The organism is Sediminibacterium sp., assembly GCF_051861365.1.
GTDB lineage: Bacteria > Bacteroidota > Bacteroidia > Chitinophagales > Chitinophagaceae > Sediminibacterium.
Genome location: NZ_JBHYCW010000004.1, coordinates 122,950 through 140,517 on the forward strand (window position 1 = coordinate 122,950; position 17,568 = coordinate 140,517).

A 17,568-nucleotide genomic window follows, 5' to 3' on the forward strand; every position below is an offset into this window, starting at 1 on the left:
AGTGTTTAGAAGGGCAAATCAGCCACAGGCTCCGTGATATCTGTTGGAATAACCGTTGCCGGCACTTCGGTTTTTGCAGACTGGATCAATTTGATCTCATTGGCGTTGCAGTTGATAGAGCCGACAGCTTCTCCCTGCATATTCGTATAGGCTGATGGGAAGATGCGACCTGCTACTGTTACTATAGCGCCTTTGCGTAAAATCTTTGCAATACCAGTACCCAACCACCATGCTACATTGATGTAGGTGACAAACTCTTTTGTTTCAGTAGAACCCTTGGGGCGGTATCGTTCGTTCATCGCTACTCAAAAGTTGATTACTTCCTTGTCGCCTTTAACTGTGCTGATTTTTGCGTCAGCGGTAATTCTTCCTGTGAATTCCATGATATAATTTTTAAATGGTAAAAAATTGGAAACAGGAGATTTCTTATCAATCCCCTCTTTAGTGACAACGTGAGGGGTTGATAAGGAATGTCCGTGTTGAGATATAGAGAATTCAACAGTGCAATACCTATCAAGGGTATGATGATGAATGGAGCGTCGCAAGGGACGAAAAATCAGGGAACTCAAGATGACAAACACCCTTTTTTTGCATAGCCAATATAAGTCTGCAATGCTCAAATTTGTTGTTGTAGGTATTTTTTTTGGTAGCTTTTTGATTAAGCGATTCGTCTGTTATTTCGGCAACAGCGGGTGCAGCGAACAAACAGAAAACTATTAATAGAGATGCTGCTTTCATGCACCAAGTATTTGTTTAAGAAAATACCCAGATATACCTTAAAATGCTTTCCAATTAACTTTTGATGGTGTAATGATCGTTATGCTGCCTGTGTATAATTCGATATTGTGGAATACACATTTAGCCAAATTATTACTCATAATCAAATTATGTGTAAACATAGAGTTATGCAAACGGGTGAGTTAGTGGTAAGTATATCAATAATATCTGATTGTTGAAAGTCTACCTTTAAAGTACAGACCCAATTTACCGTTTAAAAAAATCAATTTTAAGTGTGATTTTAAATACACCTATGCGTATAATTTACAAAGACAATAATAACCTGCTGACAAATAGTCCAAATGGCAAAAATTGACAATTCGACCATATTTATTGCTGTAATTGAAGCCAATAAAGGCATCCTATACAAAGTTGCCAACTCATATTGTAAAGACTTTGAAGATAGAAATGACCTCGTTCAAGAAATTATTTTGAAGCTCTGGCAGGCCTTTGATACTTATAACGATGAGTTTAAGCATTCAACATGGATATATAGAATTGCATTAAATACAGCTATCTCCAACTATCGAAAAGAAAAAGTTCGGAAAAAATATTTCACACCTCTATCAGGATCAATCTTAGAATGGCATGACGTTGATAACACAGCTGAAAAAGAACACAAGTATCAGTTGCTTCAACAATTTATTTTGGAGTTGAAAGATTTGGATAAAGCTTTATTGCTGCTTTATCTCGACGAAAAGAATTATAAAGAAATTGCTGAAATTTTGGGTATTTCTGAAAGCAATGTAGGCACTAAAATCAGCAGACTGAAAAACTTACTTAAAGATAAATTTATAAAAGAAAATTTATAAAAATGGAAGAGACAAACTTTGTAATGTTGTGGAAAGAGCATTATGAAAAAATTGACCAGTCGCTGGCAATTAATAAAAAATTATTAAGAGAGTTAACCAATCAAAAGGCTGAATACGCCATGCAGTCGTTAGTGCGGCATAAGCAGAGAGGTATCATTGCTGTTATAGTTTACTTGATTATTCTTGGGTTGTTGCTGTTTTTTTCTATCGCAGATTATAAACCCGAAAAGGCCTATTTTGTTTTTTCAGTAATGGCAATTTTTCTGGTGAATATAAAAGCGATATATGATTACATTAAGCACTTAACGTGGGCCAAAAGAATCAACTATAACGGCAGTGTTACTGATATACAACAGCAGTTGTCGAAATTACAATTCTCCATTATCAGCCATGCAAGGATCATGTGCCTTCAGTTTCCTTTCTTCACTACTTTTTATTTAAGCAATAAATGGTTCCCACATGAGGTTGGTATGGGATATATTTTATTTCAAGTTTTACTTACTGGTTCCTTCACATACCTTTCTTACTGGCTATATAAAAATCATACAATAAAAAACCTTAATAAAAAATGGTTTAGAAATATGATTGCTGGCTCAGGTGGTAAATCTTTATTAAAAGCCATGGATTTTTACAAAGAATTAGAAGAGTTTAAAAATAATTAAACCAGGATAATCATTTTATTTCGGCAATAGAATTGAGGATTACTCTTTGTGAAAAGTGGTCATCTTAACTTGTATTTCTATTCGTAACAGTCCTTTCAAATCCCAAATCAAACACTCAGCCACCTTTTACTTACCTCTTATTACTTAAGATTTAGCTTTATTAGTACGATATGTCATTTCTCCCTTAAAAATAAATAATTATTGATAATTAATAAATATTTATTACTTTTGAGTCATAATTTAAAATTCTATCAATTATGTCCAAAACAAACAACTTCGTCTTTATAGGCTTAAATATTGTTGCCTGGATCATCTTTGTTGGCTTATCCATAGAAGCCGGTGGCTTAATCGTCAATTTTATTTTTAGTGTTTTCAAACCAGAGTTTGTTGGTAACCTGTACCAAAAACTTGATTTAAGTAAAATGTATCAGCAAAGTAAATTGGTTTTTTTCGGCATGTATGGTTTTGTGTTATTCATCGCTGTATTAAAGGCAATGCTTTTCTATAGTGTGATAGAGTTACTTTACAAATTAGATTTATCAAAGCCATTTAACAGTTTTGTTTCCAAAAAATTTTTAAAACTCAGCTACTATACGCTCTCTATTGGAATACTTAGTCACATAGCAAGGGAAACGGCTAAAAACCTAGCTCATCATAATTATGAAATAGACAAACTCAATCAGTTTTGGGTGGACAGTCAAGCTTTTATTTTAATGGCAGCCGTAGTCTATATTATTGCTACTATTTTTAAAAAGGGTGTTGAAATTCAAAACGAAAATGATTTAACTGTATAGGCTATGCCAATAATTGTAAACCTGGATGTAATGATGGCAAAACGGAAAGTTTCTCTGAATGAACTTTCTGAAAGAGTTGGGTTGACATTATCTAATCTTTCCATTCTAAAAACTGGTAAGGCAAAAGCTATTCGCTTTAGCACTTTGGAAGCTATTTGTAAAGCCTTGGACTGCCAACCAGCAGATATTTTAGAATATACTGACAATTAAAATATATTACTCAGTTTGTGATTTTATGGGGTCATCTGCGTATCATAAATATGTACAGGCACTTATTCAACTATCAATTTTCTACATTCAAAAACCATTATAACAATGAAATCGAAAACAATTCTAGGCATCAAAAAACACTCATTCCTTGTACTAATCATTACATTTTTTACATTATCTGTACTTGGTCAAAAAAATCAAGCACCAAAGATAGATATTCATACAGCAGTTGTTAATGGCGATATTAAATCGATCAAACAGCATATTGCTTCAAAATCTGACTTGAATATAAAAGAAAGTTCTGGGGGCAGCACTCCATTAATTAGTGCCGCTTTATTTGGTAAAACTGAAATTGCAAAATTACTAATTGATGCAGGTGTCATGCTCAATATTCAAAATAATGAAGGGTCAACCGCATTGATCACGGCAGCTTTTTTTTGCAGACCAGATATAGTGAAAATGCTTTTGGAAAAAAAGGCGGATAAAGCAATAAAAAATAAATATGGAAATACAGCTTATACAACCGTAACATCCACTTTTCAAGAAGTTAAGCCTATTTATGATATGCTGGGAAGTTCTTTAGGTTCATTAGGGCTAAAATTAGATTATGAATACTTGAAGAAAACCCGACCTGTTATTGCTTCAATGTTAAAATAAAAATGATGTCAGCAAGAAGATTCGACATTGATTGGATAAGGGTAATTGCAATTGCCTTTTTGATGGTATATCATGTGGCAATAGTTTTCCAACCCTGGGGGCTTATGGTTGGCTTTATGACCAACCCTGAGCCATGGGAATCGCTGTGGCTCCCTATGACCATGCTGAATGTTTGGCGAATACCGATTTTGTTTTTCATCGCTGGCATGGGTGTTTTTTTCTCTTTTCAAAATCGAAATTGGAAACAATTGTTGAAAGAAAGAGCATTACGAATCGGCATACCCTATCTATTTGGTATTGTGGCAATTGCCCCTGTGTATATACTAATTCTACAAAATTATTATGATTGGAAAATTCAATTCCTTCCACAGGCATCACACCTTTGGTTTTTGGGTAATATTCTTTGCTATGTAATCATTACGATTTTACCCATACACTTTTTAAAAAAATCACCGAACAGTTTAGTTGCTATCAAGCTTGGTAAAATAGTTAGCAGTTATTTTATTTTCCCCTTTGTAATTTTTTGTTTTGTGTTGGAAACCGTCATTGTTGATCCGCCCATTTATGAAATGTACGCTACCACTACACATGGGTTTATTTTAGGCTGGCTGGCATTTGTATTCGGGTATTTATTTGCTTTTGCAGGAGATGATTTTTGGAATAAATTGGTAAAACTGCGATGGTTATTCTTATTGCTTGCTGTATTATTTTTCACACTTAGAGCTGGAAATTATCTGTCATTTCCCCAAAAAATAAACTTACCCGTCGAGACCTGTCTTTGGATATTTTCGATTTTTGCATTCGCAAGACAGTACCTAAGTTTCCCTCATAAATTCTTGCATTATTTCTCAAAAGCTGCTTACCCTCTTTACATTTTGCACATGATATTTTTGGGGTTATCATGTAGTTTTTTATTGCCTTTGGCAATTAATGTTCAGATAAAGTTTTTCATAGTATTAATTGGAACAATTACAGGCAGTTTGATTAGCTATGAATTTTTAATAAAGCGAAATAAATATGTAGCCATCCTTTTTGGAATAAATTCAGTACAAATCGACTAAATGCAGGCTATCAAGTGAATCCAATTTTTAGCAATTAATTTTTAAAAATTATACAAAAATGTCCGTTAAAGAAAAATTGAGATTATCGTTTATAGGACTTCTACTCAGCCTTTCGTCCAATGCATTTTCACAAATCACATTAAAATCACCCAATACTGAAAGTGTATTATACCTTGGAAACGGGGCAAACCAACCTCTGATTGTTGGACTTGGTGGCTCGGAAGGCGGCAATGCCTGGACAAGCGACTATTGGAAAAAAACAAGGGAGCAATTTATAGAAAAGGGGTATGCATTTTTAGCCATTGGTTATTTTGGTGGCGAAGGCACACCTGATACGTTGAATAAAATATCTATCAATCAAGTGCATGATGCCATAATAGTAGCCACCAAAAATAAAAAAATAAATAAGAATAAAATTGCCATTATTGGCGGTTCAAGAGGTGGAGATTTGGCACTGCTGATAGGCTCTTATTTTAAAGATATTAAAAGTGTGGTAGCTATTGTTCCAAGCCATGTAACGTTTCCGGGCCATACCAATCATTTTACTACTTCTGCATGGACGTTTAATAACAAGGAACTTTCATTTGTACCTGTTAATGAAGAAGCGGTACCTTTTTTAATGAAACATGATTTAAGAGGAACATTTACAGCTATGTTGAAGGATAGTATTGCGGAAGAAAAAGCAGTCATTCAAGTAGAAAAGATTAATGGTCCAATTTTACTTTTATCTGCTACCAAAGATGATCATATTCCCAGTGTAGCAATGTGCGATAAGATAATAGCTCGCCTAAAAGTTAACAAATTTATATACGTTAATAAGCATATTGTTATAGAAGGTGGACATGGGGAACCCCTGAAACATTTTGACTTAATTTTTTCTTTTTTAGAAAACAATTTTAGGAAAAAATAGTCCTGACACTACATAAAATAATAGTAATGAACTTAAATAAGGCAAACGAAAATGTTTATGAAGATGTAAAAATCAATACCAGCATAAAACTATCAGCACTTTGGGCTTCTGTGACGTTTTTTTATATCTATGGCGATTATTTTGAACTTTATGTGCCGGGTAAAGTACAAGGGATTATTAATGGGAGCAGTATGCTTAACAATCCGGCAAAATTATTTGCAGCATCATTGCTATTGGCAATTCCTGCTTTAATGGTGTGCCTGTCCATTATTTTAAAACGGGCAATAAACAGGTGGCTGAATGTAATCGTTGGATTTTTTTTTACAGCAATTATGCTTTTGATAGCAGCAATATCATTTTCTGAGTGGAGGCTTTTTTATGTTTTTTATGCGATAGCTGAAAGTATACTTACTTCCATCATTATATGGTACGCCTGGAAGTGGCCAAAAAATTAAACAATAATCAACGATTAGTATTATGGCAGCAGCAGTTTCAAATAAAAAATTAGCAAGAATTGCAGGGCTTATATATTTAGGGGTAGTATTAACAGGTATTTTTACTTTAATGTATGTGCCGTCCAAACTTTTTGTATCGGACAATCCATCAGTAACTTATCAGAATATCAGTTCTTCTGAAACACTTTTTAGGTTTGGGATTGTTACTGGATTATTATGTTATACTTTTTTTCTTTTCCTGCCACTTGTACTGTATAAATTATTAAAACCTGTACATGAAAATTATGCTAAGCTTATGGTTGTTTTAGCACTTATGAGTGTTCCGATTTTTTTCTTAAATGTTCAAAACGAATTTACAGTTCTTTCATTGGTGAATGATACAAAAAACCTTTTTGGTCTTTCTGCTGAACAACATCAATCACAGGTTATGTTACACCTTGACCAATATAAAAATGGGATGCGAATTGTTCACATATTTTCAGGACTTTGGTTGTTTCCATTGGGTTATTTGGTTTTTCAATCAGGGGTACTACCCAAATTTTTAGGTGTATTATTAATGCTGGGCTGTTTTGGTTACCTTATAAATTTCGTAGGACATACTTTAATTTCTGATTATTCAAAAATTGGAATTTCATCATATATAAGTTTGCCTGCAAGCATCGGAGAAATAGGAACTTGTTTGTGGCTTTTAATTATGGGCGTAAAAGAAAAGAAGCCAACCTGATGTAAAAGTATCTGACACCAATATGACCTGTAAAAAAAATGCTTTCCAATCCCATACAACCTTCTCACATATTTAATTTAGACCCGTTCACTGGCTCGTTGAATGCTTAGCATCTTGTTCTGATTGTTGAAACCTTTCAGATTAACATACTGTTAAAGTAGTTTCTCTTATTGCTTATGAGTTGCCTTTTGGAGAGCATTCAACAAAAAGCTATTTATAGTAGAATGATTGTACTGTTTGGGTTAGAAGCAAAACTTATACTCAATTTAGTAATCATGGCCTTAGATTGATGGGTAAAACAAAGAAGCTCTATAGAATTCAGAACCGTGAATGAAGCCATGTATTGCCAATTAATTAATTTTTAAACTATTAAATATTCAGTTAAATCATAGTTTGATGAATTGCTAAGCATAGAACTAAAATTTTAAACTCCATTTGTAAAAAGAAACTATACATTTGTTTTGGCAAGTTTATGAAAAAGTTTATCACATTTATAGTAGCAATTTTATTTCTGAGTACTTCCTCAGGGGCTACTATACGCATGCATTATTGTATGGGTAAACTTGCTGACTGGGGTTTAATGTATAGAGATTCTACGAAATGCGAAAATTGTGGGATGGAGGAATCCGATACAAAAGATAATGGCTGTTGTAAAGATGAAAACAAGTTTATAAAGAACGTTTCAGAACAAAAAGCTACTGAATCAGTCTCAATTAATTTTACACTCACAATTCTTGACTTACCGCTATCCCTTTTTTCATTATCGGATATTTTCTATGTCTCTTCAATTGAAGAGTATCCAATAAGTCATGCCCCACCCCGAAGTAGCAAGACAGCAGTATACCTTCTTAACAGAACTATCCTCATTTAATTTCATATTGACTTAGCAGTGCCAGACAACTAAAAATTGTCAGGCTATAGGCGTTTCCTTTTTGCCTTATAATGTTATGCAACAATAAAATCATGAAAAAATGGAAGCAATTAAAATGCTAATGGTGGCAGTGCTGCCTATCTTATCTTTTTCAGCCTTTGCTCAGGTTTCAACAATACAAAAAAACAAAAATAAACAAGCTGTTGAAAAAACCTATATATGTCCAATGCATCCTGATGTGATTATGGATAAATCTGGAAAATGCCCTAAATGTGGTAGAAACCTTACTCCTAAAGAAAAAATGAAAATGGAGGTAGTTGGTCTTTATGAATGCCCTGCACACCCAGCTATTACAAGAGATAAACCCGGCAAATGTTCTGTATGTGGTTCTAAAATGAATCTTTCACCCAAGGAAAAAATGAAAATGGAGGTAATGAAAACCTATACCTGTCCTATGCACCCCGAAGCGGCAAGTGATGAGTCAGGTAAGTGCCCGAAATGCGGAATCGATTTAAAAGGGGAGGAGCAATCTGTTCAAACATATTCATGTTTTAATCACCCGGACATAACTAGTGACAAGCCAGGTAAGTGTTTAAAATGTGGAACCTCATTGACACTTTCTCCAAAAGAGAAAATGAAAATGGAAGTGATGAAAATATATTCTTGCCCCATGCATTCGGACGTCACCAGCAATAAACTTGGTAAATGCACTAAATGTGGCATGGATTTAAAAAAGAGATCAAACTAATGCTTCTACATTGCTTCAAATATTAATATCAAATTATGGTTCAAAAATTAATTGAACTGGCTTTGCGTAACCGGGTGATTATTCTGCTATTAGCGGGAGGATTATTTGCTTATGGAATTTACGCTGTGAAACAGAATCCGATTGATGCTATTCCAGATTTAAGTGAAAATCAGGTGATCGTATTTACTGAATGGATGGGGCGTAGTCCACAGGTTATAGAAGACCAGGTAACCTATCCATTGGTCAGCAACTTGCAGGGTATACCTAAAATTAAGAATATTCGGGGTTCATCCATGTTTGGGATGAGTTTTGTATATGTTATTTTCGAAGACAATGTTGATATATACTGGGCGAGAACCCGTGTACTCGAAAGACTCAACTTTGCACAACGTCTTCTGCCGCAAAATGTAACACCTACACTGGGTCCTGATGGAACAGGCGTGGGACATATTTTCTGGTATCACCTTAATGCTCCTAAGATGGATCTGGGAGAACAAAGAGCACTTCAAGACTGGTACATCAAATTTGCTTTACAAACAGTACCCGGTGTGGCAGAAGTCGCATCTTTTGGTGGTTTTGAAAAGCAATATCAATTAGTAGTTGATCCCATAAAGCTGCAGTATTACAACATTTCGTTGATGGATGTGATGAATAAAGTAAAAGCCAATAATAATGATGTAGGGGGACGCAAATTTGAAATGGCGGATATGGCTTACATTATCAGAGGCTTAGGCTACATAAAAAATAAAAATGATATTGAAAATGTTGCACTTGCCAATTACAATGGTATACCTGTAAGAGTCAAGGACATTGGTTCTGTTCAAATGGGAGGTGATTTGCGTCTGGGAATTTTTGATATGGACGGCAAAGGAGAAGTGGTAGGTGGTATAGTGGTAATGCGATACAATGAAAATGCCAATAAGGTAATTGAGTCTATAAAAGCTCGGATGAAGGAGGTTGAAAAGGGATTACCGGAAGGTGTAACGTTCCAAACTTCATATGACCGCAGTACACTGATTCAAGAAGCTATTGATTCAGTAAAAGGAACGTTAGTTGAAGAAATGATTGTCGTCTCATTGGTAGTGCTCATATTTCTATTCCATTGGCGCAGTGCTGTGATTATACTGATTCAATTACCTATTTCAGTTGCAGCTGGGTTTATTTTCCTTGAAATGTTTGGTATTTCATCCAATATTATGTCATTGACGGGAATCGCGCTTGCTATTGGTGTAGTAGTTGATGATGGCATTGTAATGGTGGAAAATGCGTACAGACATATTAGCGAGGCACAGGCTAAAAAAATTAAATTATCCGACAAATCGTAAATATGGCAAAGTGGTTCAAAAGAAATAAAGATCCCTTAACAATAGAGGAAAGAAATGAGATTATTGAAAGATCTTCAAAACAAGTTGGTCCCGGCGTATTTTATTCTACCATTATCGTAGTCGCTTCTTTTCTTCCTGTATTTCTGCTTACAGGTATGGAAGGAAAACTTTTTCATCCCCTGGCATGGACAAAGACCTTTATCCTACTAATTGATGCGGTATTGGCTATAACATTAACTCCGGTTCTAATTTCCTTTTTTCTAAAAGGACGACTAAAACCAGAAGATTCAAATCCAATAACAAAAACACTGGAAAAAATTTATACACCCATTCTAAAATGGTGTTTAAAATGGAGAAAAACTACTATAGGGCTTAATATTCTGGCATTAGCTATGGGAGTAATCATGATGACTCGTCTTGGTTCGGAGTTTATGCCGCCATTGGATGAGGGATCATTGTTATTTATGCCAGTAACTCTTCCAGACGTATCCAATTCTGAAGCAAAACGATTATTGCAGGTTCAGGATAAGCTGATTCGCTCTGTTCCCGAAGTTTCACATGTTCTGGGTAAAGCAGGAAGAGCCAATACAGCAACAGATAATTCTCCGATCAGCATGATTGAAACCATCATTTTACTCAAACCTAAAAATGAATGGCGAGAAGGACGAACCAAGGATGATATTATAAATGAGCTCAATTCAAAAATGCAAATTCCTGGGGTTACAAATGGATGGACACAGCCTATCATTAATCGTATTAACATGCTTTCAACCGGTATAAGAACCGATGTCGGGTTAAAAGTATATGGACAAAACCTAGACAGTATTTACGCATTTGCACAAACTATTAAACGGCAGTTGGAGGGAATTGATGGAGTAAAGGATTTATATGTGGAGCCTATTACGGGCGGAAAATACATTGATATTGTAGTTAAACGTGATGAAATCGGTCGGTATGGACTGAGTGTTGATGATGTCAATACCGTAATTGAGAGTGCATTAGGAGGTATGAAACTTACTACCACTATTGAAGGCCGTCAGCGATTTTCCGTAAATGCCAGATACGGGCAAGATTTTCGAAATAATATTCAAGCATTAAAGCGACTTCAGGTACAGACAATGGATTTTGGTCCTATACCATTAGAAGCTGTTGCAGACATTAAACTAAGTGACGGCCCACCGATGATTAATTCAGAAAATGCGATGCTTAGGGGTACAGTACTATTCAATGTTAGAGAAAGAGATTTAGGTAGTACAGTAAAAGAGGCACAAGAACGATTGAATCGAATGATCACTAAACTTCCAAAAGGATATTTTCTGGAATGGAGCGGGCAGTGGGAAAATCAAATCAGGGCTAATCAAACTTTAAAAATGATCATGCCGATTGTACTCATTATCATTTTCATGGTATTATATTTTACATATCATTCTTTTAAAGAAGCTGTTATCACCATGATAACCGTGCCATTTGCATTAATTGGCGGTGTTTTCATGGTCTATTTTTATGGCATTAATCTGTCTGTAGCTGTCGCTGTGGGCTTTATTGCTTTATTTGGAATGGCCATAGAGACGGCTATGTTGATGACGATCTATCTAAATGAAGCCATGAACAATATGGTTGCTAAGCATGGTAATTCTAAATCAACATTAACACCCGCAATTATCCGAGACTATGTGATTGAAGGTTCCGCCAAAAGGTTGCGCCCTAAACTCATGACTGTTTCAGTTGGACTATTTGGGTTGATCCCTATTCTTTGGGCGACAGGAGTTGGTAGTGATATTATGCGACCCATCACCATTCCATTGATTGGTGGTACAATCTCATCCACTATTTATGTGTTACTCATTACTCCTGTCATTTTTGAAATGATTAAAGAGAGAGAACTAAAACGTAACGGTAAAATTGAATTAATCGATGTTAAAGAATAAATTAATACTAACCTTCTTTGGTTTGACAGGTTTTGTATATGGCAATGGACAAATCCTGAAGCTGGATACAATCATTGATAGCATTAAAACAAAGCATCCTGTAGTGAAGATGTATGATCATGAAATCCGTTCTATGGATGAAGCTGCAAAAGGTGCAAGAAGCTGGATGCCTCCTCAAATTGGCATTGGTCAATTTATGACACCATATGATGTCAGACTCTGGCATAGGGAGGGCGATATGCCTGGTATGGGATCTGTGATGATTTCTGGTGAGCAAATGCTTCCGAATAGAAAAAAATTAGAAGCAGATGAGAGGTACATGAAAGCTATGTCATCAGTTGAGAAAGAAAAAAAGAATGCAACACTGAATGAATTAGTGAATGATGCTAAACAGTTCTATTATGATTGGATTATCCTGAAAAAGAAGTTATTGATCCTGGAAGAGAATGAAAAGATATTGGACTTCATGATCAAAAATGCAGAAATACGTTATAAAAACGGTCTTGAAAAGATAAGTGCCTATTATAAAGCAAAAGCTGCTTTAGGAGAAGTGAAAAATATGCAATTAATGTTTGAAAGCGACATTAAAGAAAAACGTATTCGCATCAATTCGCTTATGGGTAGAAATGCCATGACAGATTTCGATATTGATACCACTTACTTCTTGAATAGTTATGAAGCTCTTGTTTTTGATAGCACTCTTTTTTATACTAACCGTAGTGACCTAAAATCATTGGATAGAGAGATTGAGCTTACTGTTCTAAAACAGGAAACAGAGCGTACTGCCCTTAAACCTCAATTTGGTATTCGTTATGATAATATGATTGGATTTGGAGGACAGCCATTACAGTATACTATTATGGGGATGGTTCGTATTCCGATGGCTAAATGGTCTTCTAAAATGAATAAAGCCAATATTGAAAGCTTAAAATGGAAAAGTAATGCCATTCAGTCACAAAAAGAAATGATGGTGAATGAATACAGTGGGATGGCTTATGGTATGCGTAATGAACTGGGGTTAAAGAAAAAGCAATTAAAACTTTTTGAAAGTCAGATAATCCCCGCATTGCGTAATAATTACAGGACAATGCAACTCGGTTATGAGCAGAATACAGAAGAGTTATTCATGTTATATGATGCATGGGAAATTCTAAACATGAAACAGTTAGAATTATTAGAGTTACTAAGTCAGGCATTGAAACTTCAGGTGACAATTGAAAGAATTATTGAAAAAAACTAAACCAATCTGAATGCAAAGAAGAAAATTCATACAACTGTCTGGGATTAGTACCGGTAGCCTAATAACAAGTGGATCTTTAGCTGGATTTTTTATGGCTGGTTCAGGGTGCAGAAAAGAACATCACAACGGGCTAATGACAAAACCTGTTATGGTTACTGAGAATGATTTTTCACAAATGCTTACCAACCCATTACAGTCTGGTGCCAATCAGATACTCACAGCACAAACTACAACTGTAAATATTAGGGGGGCTAGTATTCCTGTCTTGGGCTATCAACCTAATGGGATGCTTGGTCCGTCATTCAGGGTAAACAGGGGAGATGTTGTAAATATTTTGCTCCAGAATAATTTATCTGAACATACCAATATTCACTGGCATGGCTTAAAAGTACCTGCATTAATGGATGGACACCCAGATCAATTAGCAAATGCAGGTGGTACTTTCCGCTATCAGTTTACTGTGAATCAGAGAGCCGGATTGACATGGTATCATCCACACCCTCATTTTAAGACAGGTAAACAGGTATTTCAGGGCTTAGCAGGCTTGTTTATTATTAATGATCTGGAAGAAGCAACTTTAAATCTACCATCGGGTCGTTTTGAGATTCCATTGGTTATACAAGATAAACGATTAACCAATCAGGGGATAACATATAATCCTACTGCAGAAGAAGTTATGTCGGGCTATATGGGGGAGTCTGTATTGGTAAACGGTATTTATTCACCTTATACTGAAGTATCAACCCGTTATTACAGACTTCGTATTTTGAATGGCTCAAACGCACGTTTGTATAATCTCGCATTCAGTAATAATGCCGATATGATAATTATTGGTAATGATGGTGGTTTATTGAAAAATCCTGTAACAGTAAAGGAGATTTTATTGGCTCCAGGTGAAAGGCTGGATGTTTTAGTAAGTTTTAATGGGTTGTCTATCGGTACAGAGCTATTCTTGCTAAGTAAAGAATTTGCTAACGCTGGAGATGCGCAAGGGAAGCAGTCATTTAAGATCATGAAGTTTAAAGTTACCGCTCCTGTCACAGATTCTTTCACTGTACCCACAAAACTTTCAATGATCGATAGTTTGCCAGCCTCTTCATCAGTCAGGAGCAGAACATTTGATATATCTAATCCGATGGAACATCATGGATATCCTATGAATGATGGTATGAGGATGCGTCATCGCATTAATAGTAAGCTTTTTGATAGCAGTCGCATTGATGAAAGCATTAAATCCAATACGAATGAGATATGGGTCTTCGATAATAGTAAAGGAGATGAGCCTCATCCTATGCATTTACACGGAGTTTTTTTCCAGGTACTTCAAAGAACAGGTGGCAGGGGGAGTCTGATAGCATCTGAAACTGGCTGGAAGGACACAGTACTGGTAATGCCCGGGGAGACGGTTCAAATAATCATTCCGTTCGAAAGTAATTTAGGAAAATTTGTTTTCCATTGCCATAATCTTGAACATGAAGATGATGGCATGATGTTACAATATGAATTGATATAAGCTGTATATATGATGAAGAAATTATTTTTTATACAAGTTCTGGTATTCTTTTTGGTTGCCTGTGAAAATAAAAATACACATAGTGATCACCAAGCTGTTTCTAAGGAAACGTATACCTGTCCTATGCCAGAGGATTCTATATTTAGTGATAAACCTGGTACCTGTATCAAGTGTGGAATGGATTTGGTAAAAATGGAGGAAAATCATCAGCCAGAGAAAAATGCTACCTATACCTGCCCCATGCACCCTTCGATCATTAAAGATCAACCGGGAGCTTGCCCTATTTGCGGGATGGATTTAATTAAAAAAGAAAACAATAATAAAAAAGACGAAAATATTGAATTGAATGCTCTACTCCAACCAACCAATGAACTGGTAATATCGTCTATTCCTGTTACTGGTCTTGAGTTCAGCAGTGAGCAAATAGAACTAAACGCATTAGGTAATATCGCCTACGATACAAGAATGATCGGGGGAATTTCTGCCAAGGTGTCGGGAAGAATCGAAAAACTTTATGTACGCTATAAATACCAGAAAGTTACTAACGGACAGCGTATCATGGATATTTATAGTCCTGAATTACTCACTGCACAGCAGAATCTTTTGTTTCTCTTAAAGAATGATCCTGAAAATTCGACTTTATTAGAAGCGGCAAAAGAAAAACTTTTATTACTCGGAATGAGCAATAAACAGGTAATGGAGTTGATTCAATCGGGTAAACCCTTATTCACGATTTCGGTTATCAGTAATTACAGTGGGCATATTCATGAAACCATCAATGTTGATAAAATGAACATAGCAAATGATAATATGGGAAATTTTTCTCAACAAACCGAAGCGCTCGCATTAAAAGAAGGGATGTATGTACAGAAAGGTCAGTCAGTGTTTACAGTCTTTAATCCCGATAAAGCATGGGCCATCTTAAATATATATGGCGAAAATCAATCCTTTGTAAAAAAAGGTAATGCTGTAAGGATTATTCCTGAAACAGCTAGGCAGAAAGACTTTAAAGCTACCATTGATTTCGTTGAGCCATTTTATCGCAAAGAAAGTAAGACCCAGACTGTAAGAGTTGGCTTCAATAATAGCAGTTTAAGAATACCTATTGGTAGTCAGGTTCAGGCAGTAATCTTTGGAAATACTATAAAAGATTATTGGTTACCCAAAGACGCAGTGCTCTCATTAGGATTAGAAAAAGTGGTTTTCCAAAAGACAGCCGAGGGCTTTAGAGCAAAGAAAGTAATTACAGGGGTTGTTCTGGAGAAACAGATACAGATACTCAAAGGATTGACAATGAAAGATTCAGTTGCAGCAAATGCTCAATTTCTTATGGACAGTGAAAGTTTTATAAAAATAAAAAACTAAGTATGCGGTATATCATCTCTATACTAGTATTCATAATACTCGTTTCGTCTTGCAAGAATACAGTAAAGGAACCTATAGATCCTGATACATATTATACCTGTTCAATGGATCCTCAGGTTGTTGAGTATAAACCTGGTAAATGTCCTATTTGTAAAATGGACTTAACACCAGTAAAAAAAAGAAAGGGCGAAAGTCAAGATGAGCTGGAACTGAGTGAACAGCAGATTCAATTAGGGAACATTTTAGTGGATACTATCCGAAATGGGACAATCAATGATCAGTTAATTTTAACTGCTTCATTGAATTTTGATCAATCGAAGCTGTATGCTGTTAGTTCCAGGGTTATGGGAAGAGTAGAAAAACTTTATTTCAAGAACCTTGGTGAATACGTCAAAAAAGGGTCGCCACTTTATGAAATGTACAGTGAAGATTTGAATAATGCAAAACAGGAATACCTACTTGCAATAGATAAGAAAAATACGTTTTCAAGTCAGGCCATTATTGATTTTGATCAGTTAATTCAGGGTGCGAAAAATAAATTACTTCTTTGGGGTTTGACCGAAATGCAAATTAGTGAGCTGGTCGATACCAGGAAAGCAAGCCCGATAACTACCTACTATAGCACTGCGGGCGGCTATATTACCCAGCTTGATATCCGGGAAGGCGATTATGTAATGGAAGGTGGTACAATTGTAAAACTTGCGGATCTTTCAACATTATGGGTAGAGGCACAGGTATATAGCTCGCAATTAGCTGATCTGCAGGAGAACAGTATGGTTACTGTTCAACTTCCGGATTTTAATAATAAGGAAATAAAAGGGAAACTTGAATTTGTAAATCCTGAAATCAATCAGGCTACAAGAATTAATCTTGTGCGCATTCCTATTCCGAATCCCGGTAATTATTTGAAGCCTGGTATGCCGGCTTATGTATTGTTAAAAAGTCCTAGAAGCAAGTCCCTTAGTTTACCTATTGATGCAGTAATAAGAGACGGCAAAGGGGCAACTGTATGGGTACAGACTGGTAAGAATACATTTAAAAATGTAATGGTACAGACGGGGTTGGAGAGTGATGATCGTATAGAAATAATATCCGGTTTGAGCGAAGGAGATATTGTTGTATTGAAAGGGGCTTATTTGCTCCACAGCGAATATATTTTCAAGAAAGGAGCAAATCCAATGGAGGGAATGAAAATGTAAAGCTGATATTTTTAAAAAAGCAATAGCAACCTTTCTTTTAATTTATCCGTACCAAATGATGGCGATTTGTAAAAGATATACGTATCAAAATAAGTATTAAATATCGTATATGCGAAATAGAGATGATTCCTTCTTTACATGTAAAATACGTTTAGCCGCTAAACGATATCAAGTGCCTAACTGTCTTCCTAATTGGCCTAAATTTGAATGCTTGCTTAATACTAAAATGCCATTAAAAAAAATCAATCAAGCGAAGTCTATTAATAATAATCCTCCCTCTTTCGATATTTCATCAAACGAACTCTAATAAATGTTCA

Annotated in this window: 18 protein-coding genes; 17 read left to right on the plus strand and 1 reads right to left on the minus strand. The window is 35.5% G+C overall.

Annotated elements, in window-relative coordinates:
• Positions 1-5 precede the first annotated feature (5 nt).
• Entirely contained in the window at positions 6-299 is a 294-nt protein-coding gene (locus tag ACTIEV_RS03015) for a hypothetical protein (RefSeq protein ID WP_322197461.1), read from the minus strand.
• Positions 300-1,079: 780 nt separating this feature from the next.
• Between ACTIEV_RS03015 and ACTIEV_RS03020 the strand changes: the two genes are divergently transcribed.
• The 17 genes from ACTIEV_RS03020 (at position 1,080) to ACTIEV_RS03100 (ending at position 17,251) form a co-directional block, all read left to right on the plus strand.
• A complete protein-coding gene (locus tag ACTIEV_RS03020; protein ID WP_322197462.1) occupies positions 1,080-1,589 on the plus strand; it encodes an RNA polymerase sigma factor in 510 nt (169 codons plus the stop codon).
• A 2-nt stretch (positions 1,590-1,591) separates the two neighbouring features.
• On the plus strand, positions 1,592-2,251 hold the full coding sequence (locus tag ACTIEV_RS03025) for a hypothetical protein (RefSeq protein WP_322197463.1): 660 nt from the start codon (positions 1,592-1,594) through the stop codon (positions 2,249-2,251).
• A 257-nt stretch (positions 2,252-2,508) separates the two neighbouring features.
• On the plus strand, positions 2,509-3,045 hold the full coding sequence (locus ACTIEV_RS03030; protein ID WP_322197464.1) for a DUF2975 domain-containing protein: 537 nt from the start codon (positions 2,509-2,511) through the stop codon (positions 3,043-3,045).
• 3 nt (positions 3,046-3,048) lie between these two features.
• Positions 3,049-3,255, plus strand: a complete 207-nt coding sequence (locus ACTIEV_RS03035; RefSeq protein ID WP_322197465.1) for a helix-turn-helix domain-containing protein — start codon at positions 3,049-3,051, stop codon at positions 3,253-3,255.
• Between the two features lie 105 nt (positions 3,256-3,360).
• The gene (locus ACTIEV_RS03040) at positions 3,361-3,912 is read left to right on the plus strand and encodes an ankyrin repeat domain-containing protein (RefSeq protein WP_439516052.1); all 552 of its coding nucleotides are present in this window, start codon (positions 3,361-3,363) and stop codon (positions 3,910-3,912) included.
• A gap of 5 nt (positions 3,913-3,917) precedes the next feature.
• Entirely contained in the window at positions 3,918-4,973 is a 1,056-nt protein-coding gene (locus ACTIEV_RS03045) for an acyltransferase family protein (protein WP_322197467.1), read from the plus strand.
• Between the two features lie 58 nt (positions 4,974-5,031).
• Positions 5,032-5,883 carry an acyl-CoA thioester hydrolase/BAAT C-terminal domain-containing protein gene (locus tag ACTIEV_RS03050; protein ID WP_322197468.1) on the plus strand — a complete coding sequence of 284 codons (852 nt, stop codon included), beginning with the start codon at positions 5,032-5,034 and terminating at the stop codon, positions 5,881-5,883.
• Between the two features lie 26 nt (positions 5,884-5,909).
• Positions 5,910-6,338: a DUF6326 family protein gene (locus ACTIEV_RS03055; protein ID WP_322197471.1), complete on the plus strand. Its 429-nt coding sequence runs from the start codon at positions 5,910-5,912 to the stop codon at positions 6,336-6,338.
• A gap of 22 nt (positions 6,339-6,360) precedes the next feature.
• Complete coding sequence (locus ACTIEV_RS03060) at positions 6,361-7,062, plus strand: DUF4386 domain-containing protein (protein ID WP_322197472.1); 702 nt, start codon at positions 6,361-6,363, stop codon at positions 7,060-7,062.
• Positions 7,063-7,534: 472 nt separating this feature from the next.
• Positions 7,535-7,933, plus strand: coding sequence for an HYC_CC_PP family protein (locus tag ACTIEV_RS03065; protein WP_439516053.1), 399 nt, complete (start codon positions 7,535-7,537; stop codon positions 7,931-7,933).
• A 100-nt stretch (positions 7,934-8,033) separates the two neighbouring features.
• Entirely contained in the window at positions 8,034-8,681 is a 648-nt protein-coding gene (locus tag ACTIEV_RS03070; protein WP_439516054.1) for a heavy metal-binding domain-containing protein, read from the plus strand.
• Positions 8,682-8,716: 35 nt separating this feature from the next.
• A complete protein-coding gene (locus tag ACTIEV_RS03075; RefSeq protein ID WP_294993991.1) occupies positions 8,717-10,006 on the plus strand; it encodes an efflux RND transporter permease subunit in 1,290 nt (429 codons plus the stop codon).
• Positions 10,007-10,008: 2 nt separating this feature from the next.
• Positions 10,009-11,934, plus strand: coding sequence for an efflux RND transporter permease subunit (locus ACTIEV_RS03080; protein WP_322195643.1), 1,926 nt, complete (start codon positions 10,009-10,011; stop codon positions 11,932-11,934).
• Positions 11,921-13,174, plus strand: coding sequence for a TolC family protein (locus tag ACTIEV_RS03085; RefSeq protein ID WP_439516055.1), 1,254 nt, complete (start codon positions 11,921-11,923; stop codon positions 13,172-13,174). Before ACTIEV_RS03080 ends, ACTIEV_RS03085 begins: the two co-directional genes overlap by 14 nt.
• Before the next feature lie 133 nt (positions 13,175-13,307).
• Positions 13,308-14,687: a multicopper oxidase family protein gene (locus tag ACTIEV_RS03090; RefSeq protein WP_439516056.1), complete on the plus strand. Its 1,380-nt coding sequence runs from the start codon at positions 13,308-13,310 to the stop codon at positions 14,685-14,687.
• 9 nt (positions 14,688-14,696) lie between these two features.
• Entirely contained in the window at positions 14,697-16,052 is a 1,356-nt protein-coding gene (locus tag ACTIEV_RS03095) for an efflux RND transporter periplasmic adaptor subunit (protein WP_439516057.1), read from the plus strand.
• Between the two features lie 2 nt (positions 16,053-16,054).
• On the plus strand, positions 16,055-17,251 hold the full coding sequence (locus tag ACTIEV_RS03100) for an efflux RND transporter periplasmic adaptor subunit (RefSeq protein WP_322195647.1): 1,197 nt from the start codon (positions 16,055-16,057) through the stop codon (positions 17,249-17,251).
• Positions 17,252-17,568: the final 317 nt, after the last annotated feature.